Genomic DNA, 18784 nt, shown 5'->3' on the forward strand with positions numbered 1-18784 from the left:
TGCAACAGGTTTGGAGACCGACGCCTCGTGCGATACCCACCCCAAATTCTCGAAGAGATCCGCGCCCGGCTGCCGGTTTCGGCTGTAGTCGGCAAGCGCGTGCGTCTCAAGAAGGCCGGGCGGGAGTGGAAGGGTCTGTCGCCCTTCAACGCCGAGAAGACGCCAAGCTTCTACGTGAACGACCAGAAGCAGTTCTATCACTGCTTCTCCTCCGGCAAGCACGGCGACATCTTCACCTTCCTGATGGAAACCGAGGGGCTGTCCTTTCCCGAAGCCGTCGAGCGTCTCGCGGGCGAAGCAGGGGTGCCTTTGCCCAAGCTGTCCCAGGAGGACCGGCAGGAGGAGGTCAAGCGCAAGAGCCTCTACGACGTCATGGAACTGGCAGCCGTGTTTTTCGAGGCTTCGCTGCAGGACCGGGTCGGGACCAAAGCGCGCGACTATCTGGCCGGCCGTACCCTGAGCCGGGACACACAGGTCCGCTTCCGCATCGGCTATGCCCCTCCTGAACGATTTGCCTTGCGGGACCACCTTGCCGGCAAGGGCGTGCCCATCGACATGATGGTGGAGGCGGGGCTCCTGATCGCCGGCGAGGAGGTGAAGGTCCCCTACGACCGCTTCCGCGACCGGGTGATGTTCCCGATCTGCGACTTGCGCGGCCGGGTGATCGCCTTCGGCGGGCGTGCCATGAGCGCGGATGCTCCGGCCAAGTACCTCAACTCCCCCGACACGCCGCTCTTCAATAAGGGGCGGCTCCTCTATAATTACCACCTCGCCCGCCAGCCGGCCCATGACCGGGGCACCGTGATCGCGGTGGAGGGCTATGTGGACGTGATCTCGCTCAACGTCGCGGGGTTTCCCCATGCGGTGGCGCCGCTGGGCACGGCGCTTACGGAGGACCAACTCACCCTGCTCTGGCGCTTGGCTGAGGAGCCCATCCTCTGCTTCGACGGCGACAAGGCCGGGCAGCGAGCCGCCTACCGGGCCCTCGACGTGGCCCTCCCGGACCTGATGCCGGGCAAATCCCTGCGCTTTGCCATGCTGCCCGAGGGGCAGGACCCGGACGACCTCGCCCGCGGCGGAGGGTCTGCGGCCGTCGAGCGGGTGCTTGGCGCGGCCCGACCCCTGGTGGACGTGCTCTGGACCCGGGAACTCGAGGCTGGCCCCCGCGATACCCCAGAGCGGCGGGCCGCCCTGGAGCGACGCCTGCGCGAATCACTTGGCCTGATTCGCGACGAAACCCTGAAGAAATACTACCGGGAGGAGGTGGAAAGCCGTTTGGCGGCTTTGAGTCCCGACACCCGGTCGAACCGGTTCAACCGCCAGGGTGGCGGCCCGCGGCGGGATTTCCAGAAGCCTCAGCCGATGACGCCGAGCTCCCGCCTGAGCGTCTCGCCGATGCTGGCCCGGAGTGCGCTTTTTGCCGGCGGAACGGCCGAGTCTCCCCGGGAGGCGATGATCCTCTGCACCTTCCTGGTGCACCCGGAAATCCTTCAAAATCATGCAGAAACCCTTGCAGATCTTGAACTTGAACGCCGCTCTACCCAAATGGTGCGCAGTCTCCTGCTCGATGGAGCGGCGAGCGGCGAACCTGCCGACCTGACGGTCATGAGGGCCCGCCTTGAGCGGGCTGGACTGACGGCCGAGGCTGACAGGCTAACGGCTTTGGTCCGTCCCGGCGACCGATGGATGCTCGATCCTCACGCGGACCCCTTGCGTCTTGAGGACGCATTGAGGCAAGCCATCACCTTGCATCGCCGCGCCCGCACGTTACATAGCGAACTTCGAGCAGCCGAGCGCGCACTCGCCGAAGATGATAATGAGGCCAATCTCGCTTGGCTGCGGGAGGTCCAGAACCAGCTGTCTTCCGTCGAGGGTGCCGAGGCCGACATGGACGATGCAGGGATCCCCGGGGGTCACTGAAGATCAAGAATTTCAAAATTGCGGCGGGTCGGGTGGCTGCCACAGTTTGAGCAGGAGATGGTTAACGGTTAGTCAGCGACTCACTGTTTATAATCGGGAATGAATTTCGGGTGGCGGAGCCTTCAAGGCTGGCCGCCCTTTCGCGCAGCGCAGGTCCTGTAGGGGGGACAGGCGGGGCGCTGGAGTTGAGCAAAGCATGGCAACGAAGACAACCGGCGGCGACGAAGGCGATACCACGACCACCGAGCAGCAGACCGATGGGCCTCTGCTCGACCTGAGCGATGCCGCCGTCAAGCGGATGATCAAGCTCGCGAAGAAGCGCGGGTATGTCACCTATGACGAGCTGAACGAGGTCCTGCCTCCCGAGGAATTCAACTCGGAGCAGATCGAGGACGTGCTCGGCCAGCTCTCCGAGATGGGCATCAACGTCGTCGAATCGGAAGAAGCGGACGAGGGCGAGAAGCCCGAGGCTGAGGAGGAGGAGGCCGAGAGCGGTGATCTCGTCGAGGCCTCGCAGACCCGCGCCGTTGCCGTCCGTGAGACCACGGCCAAGGAACCGACCGACCGGACGGACGATCCGGTGCGCATGTATCTGCGCGAGATGGGCTCGGTGGAGCTTCTCTCCCGCGAGGGCGAAATCGCCATCGCCAAGCGTATCGAGGCCGGCCGCGAGGCCATGATCGCAGGCCTCTGCGAGAGCCCGCTGACCTTCCAGGCCATCATCATCTGGCGCGACGAGCTCGTCGAAGGCCGGGTGCTGCTGCGCGACATCATCGACCTCGAGGCCACCTATGCGGGCCCCGACGGCAAGGGCGCGCCCAAGGTGGATGCCCTGGGTGAAGGTGAGGCGGAGGAAGAGACACCCGAAACCGAGGAGGGGATGACCCCGCCCGAGGGCGATCTCGACGATGACGATATGGAGAACAACGTGTCGCTCTCGGCCATGGAGGCCGAGCTGAAGCCGCGCGTTCTCGAGACCTTCGACTCGATTGCCGACAATTACAAGAAGCTGCGCCGCCTGCAGGTCGAGCATGTGGAACAGCGCATGCAGAACAAGCAGCTGACCCCGGCCCAGGAACGCAAGTACAAGGAACTCAAGTCGGATATCGTTGCGTCGGTGAAGTCGCTGTCGCTGAACAACAACCGCATCGAGGCCCTGGTTGAGCAGCTCTACGACATCAACAAGCGCCTCATCTCCCATGAGGGCCGCCTGATGCGCCTGGCCGAGAGCCATGGCGTCGCCCGCGAGGAGTTCCTCAAGCACTACCAAGGCTGGGAGCTCGACCCGAAATGGGTGCTGCGCGTGTCCAAGCTCGGCGGCAAGGGCTGGAAGGACTTCGTCGCCAAGGCGAAGGACGGCATTCACGACCTGCGCGAGAACATCCACAATCTGGCGAGCGAGACCGGCCTGGAGATCCAGGAGTTCCGCCGCATCGTCATGATGGTGCAGAAGGGCGAGCGCGAGGCCCGTCAGGCGAAGAAGGAAATGATCGAGGCGAATCTCCGCCTCGTGATCTCGATTGCCAAAAAGTACACGAACCGCGGCCTGCAGTTCCTGGACCTGATCCAGGAGGGCAATATCGGCCTCATGAAGGCGGTCGATAAGTTCGAGTACCGGCGCGGCTACAAGTTCTCGACCTATGCCACCTGGTGGATCCGGCAGGCGATCACCCGCTCGATCGCCGACCAGGCCCGCACCATCCGCATCCCGGTGCATATGATCGAGACGATCAACAAGATCGTCCGCACCTCGCGCCAGATGCTGCACGAGATCGGCCGCGAGCCGACCCCGGAGGAGCTGGCCGAGAAGCTTGCCATGCCGCTGGAGAAGGTGCGCAAGGTCCTCAAGATCGCCAAGGAGCCGATCTCTCTCGAGACGCCCATCGGCGACGAGGAGGATTCACACCTCGGCGACTTCATCGAGGACAAGAACGCGATCCTGCCCATCGATGCGGCGATCCAGAGCAATCTGCGCGAGACCACGACCCGTGTGCTCGCCTCGCTCACCCCGCGTGAAGAGCGCGTGCTGCGCATGCGCTTCGGCATCGGCATGAACACCGACCACACCCTTGAGGAGGTCGGCCAGCAGTTCTCGGTGACCCGCGAGCGCATCCGCCAGATCGAGGCGAAGGCCCTGCGCAAGCTGAAGCACCCCTCGCGGAGCCGGAAGCTGCGGAGCTTCCTCGACAACTGAGCGAATTGAAAAGGCGGGCCTCAAGCCCGCCTTTTTCATTTATGTAACGTCGATGATCGTCAGCCTCACCCTCATTCTTCTGTGCCAGCTTCTCGGCGAGGTCGTCGCTCGCGGGCTCGGCTGGCCGCTGCCGGGACCTGTGCTCGGCATGTTGTTCCTGCTCGTGGTCCTGATCCTGCGCGACCGGATCAGGGCGAAAATTCCTGAATTCGGCCGAGCGCTCGACTCGACGGGGAAGGGGCTGCTCGCCCACCTCTCGCTGCTGTTCATTCCCGCGAGCGTCGGCGTTGTGCAGCGGCTCGATGTGGTGGCGGAATATGGCGTGAGCCTCGCGATCGCCCTCGTGGCCTCGACCTTCGTGACCCTGGTCGTGACGGTCGTCACCTTCGTGGTGGTGTCGCGCCTCAGCGGTTCTTCCATGGAGGAGGGCGAGCGCCGTGACTGATCCCGCCTTCTCCCTCTGGGTCTACCTTTCGCAGACGCCGCTTCTCTGGCTCGTGGTGACGCTCGGTGCTTATGTGATCGCTGACCGCATCTCGCTCGCCTTCAAGCGTCATCCCCTGTTCAATCCGGTGCTGATCTCCGTCGCGGCCGTTGCGCTCGTGCTGTGGAGCACGGGCACGTCCTACCCGGTCTATTTCGAAGGCGCGAAGTTCGTGCACTTCCTGCTGGGACCTGCGACCGTCGCGCTCGCGATTCCGCTCTACGAGAACCGGCACATCGTGCTGCGCTCCATCGTGCCGATGGTGGTGGCGCTGGTCGTAGGTTCGGTGACGGCCATCGTGTCTGCCGTCGTCATCGCGCAGCTTCTCGGCATTCCTAACCTCATCCTCATCTCGCTCGCACCCAAATCCGTCACTGCTCCAGTGGGCATGGGCATCACGGAGACCCTGGGTGGCGATCCATCCCTTACTGCCATTCTGATCATGCTCACCGGCGTTATCGGCTCGATCATGGTCACGCCTCTGATGAATGCGTTGCGCATGAAGGACTGGCGCGCCCGCGGGTTTGCCGTAGGGCTTGCGTCGCATGGGATCGGAACGGCGCGGGCCTTTCAGGTCAATTCCCTGGCCGGCACATTCGCAGGGATCGCCATGGGGTTGAATGCCCTGGTGACGGCGCTGCTTCTTCCGTTGGTGCTGAGGCTCTTGCTCGACTAATCAGGGGCTTGGTGCCTGCCCGCCGTTAGGGCCAACGCTGCCGGTCGTGTCCTCTGACTTCGGCAGAAGCGCTGGAACGAAGCCGTCTGCAACGAGCGCGTGAAGCTGACCAATATAGTTGTCCTCCCGTGACGGCTCCGTCGGGTCGGAGGTCATGGTGATCGTCAGTCCGAGGCTGGGGATCACGTAGAGCATCTGCCCGCCGAAACCCCAGGCGTAATGAGCCTTGTGTCCGTGCATGTCGCGCATGAACCAGCCATAGCCGTAAGCATCGCCGGTGAAGGGTGACGACGTGCGCGGGGTCCACGATTCCCTGATCCAGTTCTCCGACACCACGCGCCTGCCGTCGATGGTGCCACCCTGGCGAACCATCTCGCCGAAGCGGTGGAGCGCACGGGACGAGAGCGCCATCTCGTTGCCGCCGAGATAGATGCCTTGAGGATCGCGGGTCCAGGGCGCAATGGTGATGTCGAGCGGCTCGCCGAGCCACTCGCGGGCAAGCTCCAGGGTGCTGCGCTTCGAAGCACGGGTGAGCGCTGCAGAGAGCAGATGTGTGCTGCCAGTCGAATAGAGCATGCGTCCGCCCGGCTCATCTGCGAAGGGGCGCGAGAGAGCATCGCGCACCCAGTTGCCGGTGCTGATCCAGGCGCCGTAATTGCGGCCGGAGGTGCGCTCCAGCCCGGCCTGCATGGAAAGCAGATGCCCGATGGTGATTTGCCTCACGCGCGGATCGGCGTCGGACGGAATGCTCTGATCGAGGATCGACGCAACCGGCTGATCAACACCCGTCAGAATCCCGCGCTCGATGGCGATGCCCACAAGGGCTGACATGATGGTCTTGGAGGCGGACTTGATGTTCGTCGGACGATCCAGCCTCGCGCCGCCAAGCGCCTGCTCCGTCAGGACGGTCCCGTTGTGCGAGACAATGAGCGAACGGAGATTGGGCAGGTCCTTGGCTCGTTCGACTGTCTCCTCGATCAGCCGGGCGTCGGGAACGACCGGGGGAGGAGAGGCGGGTTGAGCCGCCACACCGACACTACCGGCGACAAGAAGCAGGAGCGATGTGCAAAACTGTCGAAAGCCAGGTTGCGATAGGGTCATGAGATCATCGGTAGCTCTTCTTGACGGTCGGACAAACCCCGAAATGGGACCGCGGTTCTCGACCACAACCCGCCACACACCATTGTGAGTCGCCTCTATCCATGCACGCGAGCACCCTCAGCCCTGCACCTGCGACATTTGTGCTGCGCCCGGTCATGTATTATTTGCATATATCTTCGTAAATATAAGGCAATCCACATGTTTCAACCGTGGTTTACCCGTCCGCTCTGGCAGCGGGTCGCAGTGGGCTTTGCCCTCGGCATCCTCGCAGGCGTGCTGGCCGGCGAGCAGGCAGCCGTCTGGTTCAAGCCTCTGGGCGACATCTACCTGAACCTCGTGCGGATGATCGTCATCCCGCTGGTGTTCTTCACCATCACGTCCAGCGTGGCGAAGCTCGCGGAAGCCGGTAACGTGGCGCGCCTCGGATTGCGCACGCTGTTCTGGTTCGTCGCCACTTCGGCGATTGCCGTTCTGGTCGGCATCACGTTCGGCCACCTGATCGACCCGGGTCTCGGCCTGTCGAACCTGCCGCTCGGCGAGGTGAAGTCGCGCACGATCCCGACACCGCTCGAGGTGCTGATCGGCATCGTGCCCACGAACCCGATCAAGGCCATGGCCGACACCAATGTGCTGCAGGTGCTGTTCTTCTCCGGCATCGTCGGCGCGGCCCTCGTGTCGCTCGGCGAGAAGACGGCTGGCATCCGAAACTTGGTCGATCAGGGCGCAACCCTCGTATTCCGTATCACCCGCTGGGTGCTGCAGCTCACGCCCATCGGCACCTTCGGGCTGATCGCCTGGGTGGTTGGGCGCTATGGCCTGTCATCGCTGCTGCCGCTCGGCAAGTTCATCGCCGCCATGTATATCGCCTGCCTGTTCCACATCATCGTGGTCTATGGCGGCCTGTTGAAGCTGCATGGTCTCAAAGTGGGACGCTTCTTCCGCGGTGCAGCGCCGGCGATGCAAATGGCTTTTGCGACCTCGTCGAGCCTCGCCACCCTGCCGATGTCCTTGCGCGTCGCGGTCGAGAAGCTCGGCGTGCCACAGAGCTATGCGAGCTTCGCGGTGCCGCTTGGCGCCAACGTGAAGATGGACGGTTGCGGGGCGATCTATCCCGCCATCGCGTCGATCTTCATCGCGCAGTATTTCGGACTCGATCTCACGGTCACGCAATATGTGCTCATTGGCCTCACGGCCGTGCTCGGTTCGCTCGGCACCGCCGGCGTGCCCGGCACCTCGATCGTGATGCTGACGCTCACCTTGAGCACTGCCGGCCTGCCGCTCGAAGGCATCGGCTACATCATCGCCATCGACCGCGTGGTCGACATGATGCGCACCATGACCAACGTTACCGGTCAGGTTCTCGTGCCAGTACTCGTGGCAAAGGAGGAGGGCGTTCTCGATCAAGCACTCTATGACGGCGCCATCGAAACGCGCGCTCCTGCACGGGAGACAGTTCTCGTCGCAGCCGAATAAGAGACACGACAACGGATCAGCAAAAAGGCGGGCCAAAAGCCCGCCTTTTTCTGTGTCTACGCAAGTAAATTCAGAACAAGAAGTCCGAAGCGCCGATCAGCGCGACCTTCACGTTGAGCAGAGCAATCGATTGGCCGTCGGCCTTGATGATCACGTCATCCGCCACGCCGTCGCCGTCGCCATTGCCGCGGGCGATGCTGAGTTCACGGAAGCTCAGACCGTTGCCGCGCAGGTCGATGTGGTCGACGCCGTTCGTGAAGTCGGTGATCTTGTCGGCTCCCCACTTGCCCACGAAGCGGAAGGTATCCGCATAGGAGCCGCCGGTGAGAATGTCGTTGCCGCTGCTTCCATTGAGCCTGTCCTTGCCGCTCTCGCCATAAAGCCGGTCATTGCCGCTGTCGCCCACGAGCCCGTCGTTTCCGGTGCCGCCGTAAAGCTTATCGTTGCCGGACTTGCCATAGAGCTTGTCGTTGCCGCCCATGCCCTTGATCGTGTTGGCGGCCGAAGTGCCGGAGAGGCTGTTGGCCGCCGCCGTGCCGATGATCGGGCTGCTGGTGGCGGCTGCCGGATCGATGAGATCGAGCTTCACGTTCGAGGGCCCGACGGTCACCTGCTTGGTGACGGAGGCATAGCCGCCCCCGGAGAACGTGACCGTATAGGCGCCTGCTGCCAAGGCCAGATTGTAGCCTCCTGCAGCCCCTGTCGTGGTCGTATACTTGGCCCCGCTCGCGCTCACGGCCGAGACGGTGAGCCCGCCGAGCCCTTCGCCGATATCGTAGAACCGGTCGCCATCCTTGTCGTCCATGGTGACGCCGGTCAGGAAGGTCTTAGTGCCCGAGCGGGCGAAATTCTGCGTTACGAAGGCCGCGTCCCAGGTCAGGTAGCCCCCGGTCTGAAACCCGATGCCGATTTCCTGGAACTTGCCATTGAGGATGTTGGCTTTATGGCCCGCGCTGTTCATCAGGTTCGTGTGCAGCAGTTCCACCTCGTCCTGCAGCCCTGTCGGCTCCCGGAGGCTCGCCCAGGCGATGTTCTCTCCTGATGTCCAAGATCCGGTGAAGCTGTAACCGGCGTTGATCATCCGCTGATGCGGGGATGTGCCGCTCACTCCTGTGTGGTTGAAGATGTCAGTTGAGATCATCCAGTTGCTGTGCGCATCCGCCGAATCGTTGAGGTTGCCGTTGAAGGCAAGCGGCTGAGCCCCTGTCTTCGCGCGTTCCCGGTTCACCAGTTCGAGCATCAATTGCTCGTAGGATGTGGCCTGAGACATGAAATACCCCTTGTTCTCACACTGTCCCGTTGCCGGGCTTATTCCTTGGGTTTCGGGCTTAGACATCAAATGGGAAAAAGTTGTGACCTATGCGCTATTTTGTTGCATTTCGGTCACGGCCCGGCACGAACAGGAAGCTTGCCCCGCCTGAGCCGTAGCCCTGGATTGCAGGATGGGCAGGAGATCAACATCCCATTCTGGGCTATAGGAGAATCGGAAACGCTGCAGAAGGCCCGAGTCTCAGGCTCGGTCCGATAACAAAGAACATCTGATGGACACCAAATCTCCTGTCATGCCCGCTGCGACCGTCCAGATTTCGGCGGAAAGGGTCGCAGTGCCCATCCTGATTGCCATCAGCGTGTCCCACATGCTGAACGACCTCATCCAGTCGCTGCTCCCGGCGATCTATCCGATCCTCAAGGACAATTACCGCCTCGACTTTGGGCAGATCGGCCTGCTGACGCTCACCTTCCAGATGAGCGCATCACTGCTGCAGCCGCTGGTCGGCACATTCACTGATCGCAAGCCGCAACCCTTCTCCCTCGTGGTCGGCATGGGCTTCACGCTCATCGGCCTTCTGACGCTCTCGCAGGCGCATTCGTATCCGATGCTGCTCTTAGGCGCTGCGCTCGTCGGCATGGGCTCGTCGGTCTTCCATCCGGAATCCTCCCGCGTCGCCCGCATGGCGTCCGGCGGACGGCACGGGCTGGCGCAATCGGTGTTCCAGGTCGGCGGCAATGCGGGCACGGCACTGGGGCCGCTGCTGGCGGCATTCATCGTGGTGCCGTTCGGACAGGGCAGCATTGCCTGGTTTTCCGCGGTGGCGCTGCTGGCGATGCTGATCCTGTTCTCGGTCGGGCGCTGGTACCGGGACAAGCTGGTGGAATTGAAGGCAAAGCCGAAGGCGATGGAGAGGAAGTCCTCCTTTTCGCGCAAGCGCATCGCCCTCTCGATCACGATCCTGATGCTGCTGGTTTTTTCGAAGAACTTCTACATGGCCGGGCTCACCAGCTACTACACCTTCTACCTGATCTCGAAGTTCCAGGTGTCGGTTCAGGATGCGCAGATTTACCTGTTCATCTTCCTCGGGGCGGTGGCGGCAGGCACGCTGCTCGGCGGCCCGGTGGGCGACAGGATCGGACGGCGCTACGTGATCTGGATCTCGATCCTCGGCGTGCTACCCTTCACGCTCCTGCTGCCTTATGTCGGCCTGTTCTGGACGGCGGTGCTGAGCGTCATCATCGGCCTTGTGCTCGCCTCCGCCTTTTCGGCCATCCTCGTCTACGCAACGGAGCTCGTGCCCGGTCGCGTCGGAACCATTGCAGGCCTGTTCTTCGGCCTGTCCTTCGGCATGGGAGGTCTAGGCGCCGCAGCCCTGGGGCAGCTTGCCGACATGACCAGCATCGAGACAGTCTACAAGATCTGCTCGTTCCTGCCGGCCATCGGGCTGCTCGCCTACTTCCTGCCTAGGATCGAGAAGGCGCGCGCTTGAGGTGAGGTTGGCCCTGTCAGAGCAGGGCTTCTCTTGCAGCGCTTTCCAGCGCCTTCATCATCATCCGATACGGTCCGGGCCCGTGGCTGATGCGGGCGACGCCGAGCTCTGCGAGACGTGCAGCCGGCGGCATGGCTGTATTGAACATGACATTCACCGGCAGAGACGAGCCTTCGACCACACGCGCGATCAATGCCTCATTGACGAGGCCCGGCACGAAGAAGCCGTCCGCACCGGCATCGGCATAGGCACGCGCGCGTTCGAGGGCCTCTGCAACGAGGCCTTCATGCGTATCTGCGGGAGCGATGAGAAACACGTCGGTGCGCGCATTGAGGAAGGCGGGAATACCCAGCCTGTCGGCTGCGTGCCGCGCGCCCTTGAGCCGCGCCGCCTGTTCGGAGATCGTGCGCAAAGGCCCGGTCTCACGCGCGCTGTCCTCAAGATTGCAGCCGATGGCCCCCGCCTCCAGCGCGCGGGCGACGGTCATGCCGACACCGTCTGGGGTCACGCTATAGCCGCTCTCCAGGTCGATGGTCACCGGAAGCTCCATGGCGGCCGTAATGCGCTCCAGATTGGCTAGCGCCAGATCGAAGGGCATATGCTCGCCGTCCTCGAATCCATGCGCTGCTGCAACCGACCAGCTACCGGTCGCGAGCGCCTTTGCGCCACTTGCCGCCACGGCTTTCGCGGTGCCCGCATCCCAGATATTGAACAGGATGATCGGATGGCCCGGAACGTGGAGCGTCTTGAACTTCTGGGCTTTCGTGACTTGATCGGACATCTTTCACCTCAGGTCTGCGATTGTGATAGTGCCATGCGCTGTTCGTGATTCAACAGCCATTGCTTGCGCCAAATCTTGCCGCCGTAGCCGGTCATGGACCCATCGGCGCCGATCACCCGATGGCAGGGCACGATGATCGCCACCTGATTGGCACCGTTCGCCCTTGCCACCGCCCGCACTGCGTTCGGGCGATCCATCGCGGCTGCGAGTGCGCCGTAGCTGCGTGTCTGACCGGCTGGAATCTGTCGCAATGCATCCCAGACGCCCGCCTCAAATGCCGTGCCCTTCTGGACGACCGGTATGGCGAATGCCGTCAGCTGCCCAGAAAAGTATTGCTCCAGCTCACCGGCAAGCCTGTCGATCATCGGGTGATGGCCGAAGCGGATCGGTCCGACACGCTCGCGCAGCCGCTTGATCTCTTTGGGAAGTGCTTTGCGCTCGGCGAATTCGAGCAGATGGATGCCCGCATCGTCCACCACGGCCAGCATTGCCCCGATGGGCGTGTCGAGCCATTGTGCCGTGAGGATCTGGTGCGCGGCCGTGCGGACCGGCGCATCGCCGATGAGGCGGTTGATGGCTTCGCGAAAGCCGCTGCCCGACTCGTAGCCGGCATCGAGCTGGGCATCCGTGACGGAGCCTCCGTGCTGGAGGGTATCGACGGCAAGCCCCAGCCGCTGTGACCGGGCATATTGCACGAAGGTGACGCCGTATTCGCGCTGGAAGGCACGGCGCACCGTCGACGGATCGTATCCGAGAGTCTTCAGGTCTTGTGCACTCCACCGCCTGTCGGGCTCTGTCTTGATCCGCTCTTTCAGCGTATGGAAAGCCTCGCTTGCAGGCGGCTTGATGTCGAGGGGCTTGCAGCGCAGGCAGGGGCGAAAGCCCGCCTCCTGGGCAGCATCCCGGCAGGAGAAGAATATGACGTTCGTGCGCTTCGGCTTGCGGGCCGGGCAGGTCAGGCGGCAGAAGATGCCGGTCGTCTTCACGCCCACATAGGCGAACCCTTCATAAGAGGGATCGCGGGCGATCAGAGCGGCAAAGAGAGTATCGTCGTCACGAGGCATTGGCATGACGAGGTTTTAGCGCAGATTCCGGGTCTCTGTCGCCGAAAACGAGGCGTGTATTTTTCTTTCCGTCTTCGCTGCCTCAGCGGGCCCGTGCCGTCGAGACGGTCACGCTCAGTCGCATGTCTGGGTGAATGCCGCAGATCACGTCGTATTGCCCCGGCTGATCGAACCCGATGTTCACCGTGTCGCCAGGGTTCTGGGCATCCGAAATGAAGCTTTTGGCCGGCCCGTCTACGCGCACATTGTGCACGCGGGTATCATCGTTGAGGATGCGCAGCGCTTCGCCCGCCTTCATGAGGATCGCACCGGGCGAGAAGCGGCGGTCCTTCTGGCTGATAGTAGAGGCCACGACAGCATCGACGCTTGCGCCCCATGTCATCGCTTTCGCCGGCAGCCTTGCGGGGCGCGGGGGATCGTCGCCGGACAGGGTGTTCAGAAAGGCAACGAGCTGCGCGCGCTCCGTCGCGCTGAGCTCGATCTGCTTCGGCAGATCGGCCGAGAGGGTAGGGCGCTTCACGATGCGATCCGCATAATGATCGACCACATCCTCGAAGGTGGTGAGCGAGCCGTCATGCATGTAGGGCGCGCTCCAGACGCGCTCGCGCAGGCTCGGCGTCTTGAAGGCGTGATCGGCCGCCGGCACGCCAAGCACCGGCCCACGTCCCTTGTCGGTGCCAGGCAGGCCGATGTCGTGGAGGGCCTCGTCGGTGAAGCGCCAGCCCTGATGGCAGGCAACGCAGCCCGCCTTGCCGACGAAGAGAGAGAAACCCGCCAGTTCGTCCGGCTCCAGCGCGTTGTCGTCGCCCTTGACCCAGCGGTCGAAGCGCGTTTCCGGCGAGACGAGCGTTCGTTGAAAGGCCGCAAGGGCCTTTGCCAGGTTGTCTTGAGTGACCGCAGGATCCTCCGGGAAGGCAGCGGAAAACTCCTTTGGCATCTGGGGATCGGAAGCGAGGACCTGCAGGGCTGTCCGCAGATTGCCCGCCATCTCGCGTTCGTTTTCGATGGGGGCCATTGCCTGGGCCTCCAAGCTCGGTGCCCTTCCGTCCCAGAAGAAGGACAGGCCCCAGGCTAGATTCCACAAGGGCGGCGTGCGCCGGTCGAGCGCCTGCCCATCATGGCCCACATGCCGGTCGATGCCGTCGGAGAAGGAGAGATCGGCCTGATGGCAGGTCGAACAGGCTGTCATGCCGTCGCCCGACAGGCGGGTGTCGTCGAACAGTTTCGCTCCGAGCGCGATCTTCTCGGGCGTGGCCGGATTGTCCGGCGGTGTCGGCGTGTGATCGGGGCGCGCAAAGATCGCGCGCCAATGCGCGGCATCGAACGGAGCGGGCCTGTCGGCCGCTCCGCTCACGAGGCTTGCGAGCACGAGTCCCGCAAGCAAACGGCCGGCCCTGGCGAAACCTTCGCGCACCATCGATCCTAGCGCAGGTTTCCGAGCTGAAGTTCGAACTTCGCGATGGTGCTCAGGAAATCCCCGGAATCCTTGACGGCCTGCTTCGGCGGCGTCACGGACGGGAAGACGGCCTTGAGATCGGCGAGGCTTGCCTGAACGGCCTTGGCTGCATCCGCGTTCTTAGCAGTCGCAGCGGGCATCACCGTTCCCACGAGGCGGTCGGCCTCCATCACGAAGCCGCGCGCATCCTGGTACTCGACCACGTTGGCAATGCGGCCCTTCTCGACGGCTTCCGCATATTCATCGGCGGCCTGCTGCAGCACCTCGAGCGCAGTCTCGAGCACGAAATAGGTGCCGTTCTCTTCCTTGGCCTTCACCGCCGTCTCGGCAGCGGCAAGGCGCTCCTCGAGCGCTGCACGGGCACGGGCATAGGCTTCCTTGTTCTTAGCCTTCACCGTCTGAGAAAGCGATTTCAGGGCCACCTGGAAGGGCGCGATGCTGAAGGTCTTCAGATCGTCGCGAATGCTGGCATAGATCTCTCCCTCGGGGTGCAGGAAGTGAGGCAGGGCATCGGCCCAGCGGCTGGCTTCGATCAGCTCCCCGCCGACAAGAAGGTGGCCGCGGATCATTTCGATGCCGCGGTAGAGGTGCAGCGCCGGGGGAAGCTGCGCGCCGCCGGCCCCGCCTTCATCGCCCTCTCCGCCCGAGGTCGCGGCCGGAGCTGCGGCTCCATGGCCCTGGTGCTGGGCAAGCTGCAGCAGGGCCTGATCCGCCTTGGCCTCAACCCCGGGCTGCCGGGTCTGGACATCCATCATCGTTGCCTGGGAGGCTGCCGGTACCGCAACCATGACGGCGGTGCCCAGGCCCGCCCAAATCTTCCGTCTCTTCATGCGATTTCCCGTCGGCAGGACAAGATCGCCGCCGGCTAGTTTGGAATTGCTAAAAACTACTAGTCTTTACAGATACTTAGCTACATAATAAGGGGTGTCCTGGCAAGCGCGAAGGTGCCTCACTCATGCTCATGACGATTGCTGATGTCCTGACCCCGACCGAGCTCGAAGAGGCTCGTTCCATGCTGGGCTCCATGCGCTTCGAGGATGGCCGCGCCACAGCAGGGTGGAGTGCCAAGCTGGTCAAGGACAACGAGCAGGCCCGTGAGGGAGCAGCGCTCAGCCTCCTGCGGGAAAAGGTAACGAAGGCTATTGCCGGCAACGAGGTCTTCAGCCTCGCCGTCCGTCCGAAGGCCCTGACGCCCTTGATCTTCGCCCGCTACGGCCAAGGCAAGGAATATGGCTCCCACGTGGACAATCCCCTGATGAACGGCATTCGCACGGACATCTCCTTCACGCTCTTCCTGGCCGATCCGGATTCCTATGAGGGCGGTGAACTCGTGATCGAATCCGTCTCGGGCGAGGAGGAGGTAAAGCTCCCTGCGGGCCATCTCGTGGCTTATGATTCGACGAGCCTGCACCGGGTGGCGCCCGTCACCCGCGGCGAGCGCCTCGTCGCCGTAGGCTGGGCGCAGAGCTACGTGCGCGACAGCGCCAAGCGGGAGCTTCTCTTCGACCTGGAGACCGCCAAGCGCAACATCTTCGCGCAGTCGGGAAAGACGCCGGAATTCGACCTGCTGGCAAAGAGCAGCGCCAACCTCTTCCGGATGTGGGCGGAGGTTTGAACCTTACTGCCACGCGTAATTGAAGCTGATGCTGATCCGCTCGGATTCCGCCTCGTTGAGGGGCACCTCATGGCGCAGCCAGCTTTCCCACAGCAGCACGGTACCGGGAACGGGCTTCATATAGGCAAACTGCCGATTTTCAGGCTTGGCCTTGGACCTGCGGGGCGGGGCCGCCATCATGAAGCCGAGGCGCGGGTCCTCCAGCTTGAGGGCGCTCGCGCCCTCCGGGATCGTCACGTAATAGGTGCCGCTGATCACCGAATGCGGATGGATGTGCGAGGTGTGAATGCCGCCGGGAGGCAGGATGTTGATCCAGAGGCTGTCCATGACGAGCTTGCGGCCCTGAAGGTCGTATTCCAGCTCCTTGGCAAAGGCCGCCACATGCTTGTCGATCTCCTTCAGGAGGTCACCGAAGACCGGGACCCGCCAGGGCAGGTCGTTGAGGGATGCGTAGGACGTGTAGCCGGGATAGCCGTGCTTGGCGCACCAGCGCTGGCCGGCCTCGTCATCCTCCGCGATGGACAAGCTCGCAGCCTCAAGCTCGGCGTTGCGCTGTTCGGCTTTGGCGCCGGTCAGCTCGGCGCGGTAGACTTTAGTGACGAAAAGCGTATCGATGCTTGCCATGGTCCGGCTCTGTATGGGGCCTGGCCCCTTGTCAAAATGATTGCCCAATTGAGGCGCATAGCAGCTTTCCCGGGCGAACGCCTCCCCCGACTTGAAGGTTTCACGGGGACACCACACCTTGGCCTTATGACGCTTCCTCCCGCTACAGCCTTTTCGGACGATCTCCTGACCATGGCCAAGAGCCTCGACAAGGAGAGCCTGTCGCGCGTCGTCGCCCTGCGGGATTGGCTCGTCACCATCGCGGCCCGGATGGAGGATGCGAACGAGGTCCTGACCGGCTTCCTCAACCGGCTGATCGATCTGGGACTGCCGATCGATCGGGCGGTTTCGGCCATCGAGGCCCTGCATACGGAATATGCCGGCATCGGCCGATTCTGGACTCGGGAGGAGGGCACCGTCGTGCGCTACCTGCCGCATGGCGACCGGCGCGAGGATATATATCAAGCAAGCCCCTTCGCCTATGTGAACCGCACCGGCGAGTGGCTCATTCTCGATCTCGACGAGACGCCCGATGATCTCTTCCCGGTCATTCCGGAATTGAAGGAGGCGGGCTACCGGCAATACGTGACGGTCCCGATCCAGTTCACCAACGGTGCCGAGAACGCGATCTCGTTTGCGACCCGGACCCCGGGTGGGTTCGGCCAGCGCGAGCTGGCGATCCTGCGCATGGTGATGCCCTCTTTCGCCCTCGTGACTGAACTGCGGGCGACCAGCAATCGCCTCGACGAGGTGTTGCGCGTCTATGTGGGCGACGGCCCGCACAAGGCGATCCTCTCCGGGGCGATTCAGCGCGGGCAGGTGACGCGCATCCGCTCGGCCATTCTGTTCGCCGACATGCGCGACTACACGCATATCTCGTCGACGCTGAGCCCCGAGAGCGCAGTGGAGTTGCTGAACACCTATTTCGACTGCCTCGTGCCACCCATCGAGGACGAAGGCGGCGAGGTGCTGAAATATCTGGGAGACGGCGTTCTCGCCATCGTGCGCGACAAGGGCGACGACACGGGCGGCGCGGCGCAATCGGCGCTCACGGCCGCCACCAATGCGCTTCGCCGCATCGAGGCGGCGAACAGCGAAGGCCGCTTCCCGGTGCCGATCAGCGTGGGCTTTGCCCTGCATCACGGCGATGCGGCCTATGGCAATGTGGGTTCCGGCCAGCGCCTCGACTTCACCGTGATCGGTCGCGACGTGAATCTCGCAAGCCGCATCGCCGAACTGAACAAGCGGCTGGGCGAGCCGCTCCTCATGTCGAAACCTTTCGTGGAGCACCTGTGGGGCAATCCTTCGCCGCTAGGCGCTCATGCGGTAGAAGGATTCGCGGAAGCGATCGAGGTCTACCGGCCCTGAAGGCGCTCGCGTCCATGTGGCGCATCGAGGTCCAGCACGGGCCCGGCCGGCACGATGCCGGTTGGATTGATGGTCTTGTGGCTCTCGTAATAGTGCCCCTTGATATGAGCCATGTTCACGGTCTCGGCGATGCCGTCCGTCTGGTAGAGGTCGCGCAGGTAACCGGACAGGTGCGGGTAATCGGCAATGCGGCGCAGGTTGCACTTGAAGTGGCCGACATAGACGGGATCGAAGCGCACAAGCGTGGTGAACAGCCGGATGTCGGCTTCGGTGAGTCCGTCGCCGCAGAGATAACGGCGTGAGGACAGGCGCTCGTCGAGCGTGTCGAGCGCCTCGAAGAGCGGGCGGACGGCCTCTTCATAGGCCTGCTGCGTCGTCGCGAAGCCTGCCTTGTAGACGCCGTTGTTGATATGATCGTAGATGCGGGCGTTCAAGGCGTCGATCTCAGGCCGGAGACCCTCGGGGTAGTAGTCGCCAGGCTTTGCTCCGATGCCGTCGAAGGCCGCGTTCATCACGCGGATGATCTCGGCGGATTCATTGCTGACGATAGTGCCTTTTGCTTTGTCCCAGAGCACCGGCACCGTCACGCGTCCCGAATAGTCGGCCTTGGCGGCGGTGTAGACCTGATGTAGGTAGCGGGCGTCATGGATGGGGTCCGGAATGACGCCGGGACCGTCCTCGAAGGTCCAGCCGTGTTCCAGCATGCGCCAATGTACGACGGAAACGCCGATCATGGCCTCCAGGCCTTTCAGCTGGCGCATGATCAGGGTGCGGTGGGCCCAGGGGCAGGCGAGGGATACGTAGAGGTGATAGCGCCCAGCCTCGGCTTTGAACCCGCCCTCACCGGTCGGGCCCGGGGACCCGTCCGCGGTGACCCAGTTGCGGAAAACCGCGTTCGTGCGTACGAAGCGCCCGCCCGTAGTCTTGGTGTCGTACCATCGGTCCTGCCAGACCCCGTCGACAAGCAGCCCCATCTCTTCCTCCACCGGCTATGAGACCAGACAGATGGTCGATTTGCGTCTGGATCAAGAGCGCGCCCGGCGACAAACGGTGGCCAGGGGGCTGCCAAAGGCGTCTTAAACCATTGAAAAGATTGGTGGGCCCGGCAGGACTCGAACCTGCAACCAGACCGTTATGAGCGGCCGGCTCTAACCATTGAGCTACAGGCCCTTCCTAAGAAGGAGGGTCACCTTCTGCCTAAGAGGAAACGTTTCCTCCTCGGCTTGTGCCGGAGCATGTCCGGCATCCTCTCATGTTCCTGTAATACATCGCGTCCCCCGTCAAGCC

16 protein-coding genes and 1 tRNA gene are annotated in these 18784 nt (G+C 63.2%); 8 read left to right on the plus strand and 9 right to left on the minus strand.

Annotated features, from left to right (window positions below; all coding sequences use genetic code 11):
- Positions 1–27 precede the first annotated feature (27 nt).
- The 4 genes from dnaG to I2H36_RS00430 all read left to right on the plus strand — a co-directional run bounded on the left by dnaG (position 28) and on the right by I2H36_RS00430 (position 5274).
- Complete coding sequence (gene dnaG / locus I2H36_RS00415) at positions 28–1920, plus strand: DNA primase (RefSeq protein ID WP_196261925.1); 1893 nt, start codon at positions 28–30, stop codon at positions 1918–1920.
- A gap of 196 nt (positions 1921–2116) precedes the next feature.
- On the plus strand, positions 2117–4114 hold the full coding sequence (gene rpoD / locus I2H36_RS00420) for an RNA polymerase sigma factor RpoD (RefSeq protein WP_196261926.1): 1998 nt from the start codon (positions 2117–2119) through the stop codon (positions 4112–4114).
- Positions 4115–4166: 52 nt separating this feature from the next.
- On the plus strand, positions 4167–4559 hold the full coding sequence (locus I2H36_RS00425; RefSeq protein ID WP_196261927.1) for a CidA/LrgA family protein: 393 nt from the start codon (positions 4167–4169) through the stop codon (positions 4557–4559).
- The gene (locus I2H36_RS00430) at positions 4552–5274 is read left to right on the plus strand and encodes an LrgB family protein (protein ID WP_196261928.1); all 723 of its coding nucleotides are present in this window, start codon (positions 4552–4554) and stop codon (positions 5272–5274) included. Before I2H36_RS00425 ends, I2H36_RS00430 begins: the two co-directional genes overlap by 8 nt.
- On the opposite strand, the gene I2H36_RS00435 is transcribed toward I2H36_RS00430, so the two are convergent.
- Entirely contained in the window at positions 5275–6375 is a 1101-nt protein-coding gene (locus tag I2H36_RS00435) for a serine hydrolase domain-containing protein (protein ID WP_196261929.1), read from the minus strand. It abuts the gene before it with no gap.
- Positions 6376–6573: 198 nt separating this feature from the next.
- Here I2H36_RS00435 and I2H36_RS00440 point away from each other — a divergent pair, with 198 nt between their 5' ends.
- Complete coding sequence (locus tag I2H36_RS00440; RefSeq protein WP_196261930.1) at positions 6574–7848, plus strand: dicarboxylate/amino acid:cation symporter; 1275 nt, start codon at positions 6574–6576, stop codon at positions 7846–7848.
- A 70-nt stretch (positions 7849–7918) separates the two neighbouring features.
- Here I2H36_RS00440 and I2H36_RS00445 read toward each other — a convergent pair whose 3' ends face one another.
- Positions 7919–9118 (minus strand): CAP domain-containing protein, encoded by a 1200-nt coding sequence (locus tag I2H36_RS00445; RefSeq protein WP_196261931.1) that lies wholly within the window; start codon positions 9116–9118, stop codon positions 7919–7921.
- A 292-nt stretch (positions 9119–9410) separates the two neighbouring features.
- On the opposite strand from I2H36_RS00445, the gene I2H36_RS00450 reads away from it, so the two are divergent.
- Complete coding sequence (locus tag I2H36_RS00450; protein WP_196262562.1) at positions 9411–10610, plus strand: MFS transporter; 1200 nt, start codon at positions 9411–9413, stop codon at positions 10608–10610.
- Positions 10611–10626: 16 nt separating this feature from the next.
- Here I2H36_RS00450 and I2H36_RS00455 read toward each other — a convergent pair whose 3' ends face one another.
- The 4 genes from I2H36_RS00455 to I2H36_RS00470 all read right to left on the minus strand — a co-directional run bounded on the left by I2H36_RS00455 (position 10627) and on the right by I2H36_RS00470 (position 14741).
- Positions 10627–11391, minus strand: coding sequence for an isocitrate lyase/PEP mutase family protein (locus I2H36_RS00455; RefSeq protein ID WP_196261932.1), 765 nt, complete (start codon positions 11389–11391; stop codon positions 10627–10629).
- A gap of 8 nt (positions 11392–11399) precedes the next feature.
- On the minus strand, positions 11400–12455 hold the full coding sequence (locus I2H36_RS00460) for a bifunctional transcriptional activator/DNA repair enzyme AdaA (protein WP_196262563.1): 1056 nt from the start codon (positions 12453–12455) through the stop codon (positions 11400–11402).
- Between the two features lie 82 nt (positions 12456–12537).
- Positions 12538–13872: a cytochrome c peroxidase gene (locus I2H36_RS00465; protein ID WP_196261933.1), complete on the minus strand. Its 1335-nt coding sequence runs from the start codon at positions 13870–13872 to the stop codon at positions 12538–12540.
- A gap of 5 nt (positions 13873–13877) precedes the next feature.
- Positions 13878–14741, minus strand: coding sequence for a hypothetical protein (locus tag I2H36_RS00470; protein ID WP_196261934.1), 864 nt, complete (start codon positions 14739–14741; stop codon positions 13878–13880).
- Positions 14742–14866: 125 nt separating this feature from the next.
- On the opposite strand from I2H36_RS00470, the gene I2H36_RS00475 reads away from it, so the two are divergent.
- Positions 14867–15526, plus strand: coding sequence for a Fe2+-dependent dioxygenase (locus I2H36_RS00475; protein WP_196261935.1), 660 nt, complete (start codon positions 14867–14869; stop codon positions 15524–15526).
- Between the two features lie 3 nt (positions 15527–15529).
- Here I2H36_RS00475 and I2H36_RS00480 read toward each other — a convergent pair whose 3' ends face one another.
- Entirely contained in the window at positions 15530–16150 is a 621-nt protein-coding gene (locus I2H36_RS00480) for a TIGR02466 family protein (protein ID WP_196261936.1), read from the minus strand.
- A gap of 126 nt (positions 16151–16276) precedes the next feature.
- Here I2H36_RS00480 and I2H36_RS00485 point away from each other — a divergent pair, with 126 nt between their 5' ends.
- On the plus strand, positions 16277–17497 hold the full coding sequence (locus tag I2H36_RS00485) for an adenylate/guanylate cyclase domain-containing protein (RefSeq protein ID WP_196261937.1): 1221 nt from the start codon (positions 16277–16279) through the stop codon (positions 17495–17497).
- Here the strand turns inward: I2H36_RS00485 and I2H36_RS00490 are convergent.
- Both I2H36_RS00490 and I2H36_RS00495 read right to left on the minus strand, forming a co-directional pair.
- Positions 17485–18471 (minus strand): glutathione S-transferase family protein, encoded by a 987-nt coding sequence (locus I2H36_RS00490; RefSeq protein ID WP_196261938.1) that lies wholly within the window; start codon positions 18469–18471, stop codon positions 17485–17487. The two genes, I2H36_RS00485 and I2H36_RS00490, sit on opposite strands and share 13 nt — an antisense overlap.
- Before the next feature lie 120 nt (positions 18472–18591).
- Positions 18592–18667, minus strand: a tRNA-Ile gene (locus tag I2H36_RS00495).
- Positions 18668–18784: the final 117 nt, after the last annotated feature.

The sequence above is a fragment of the Microvirga terrestris genome, assembly GCF_015694425.1.
Classification (GTDB): Bacteria; Pseudomonadota; Alphaproteobacteria; order Rhizobiales; family Beijerinckiaceae; genus Microvirga; species Microvirga terrestris.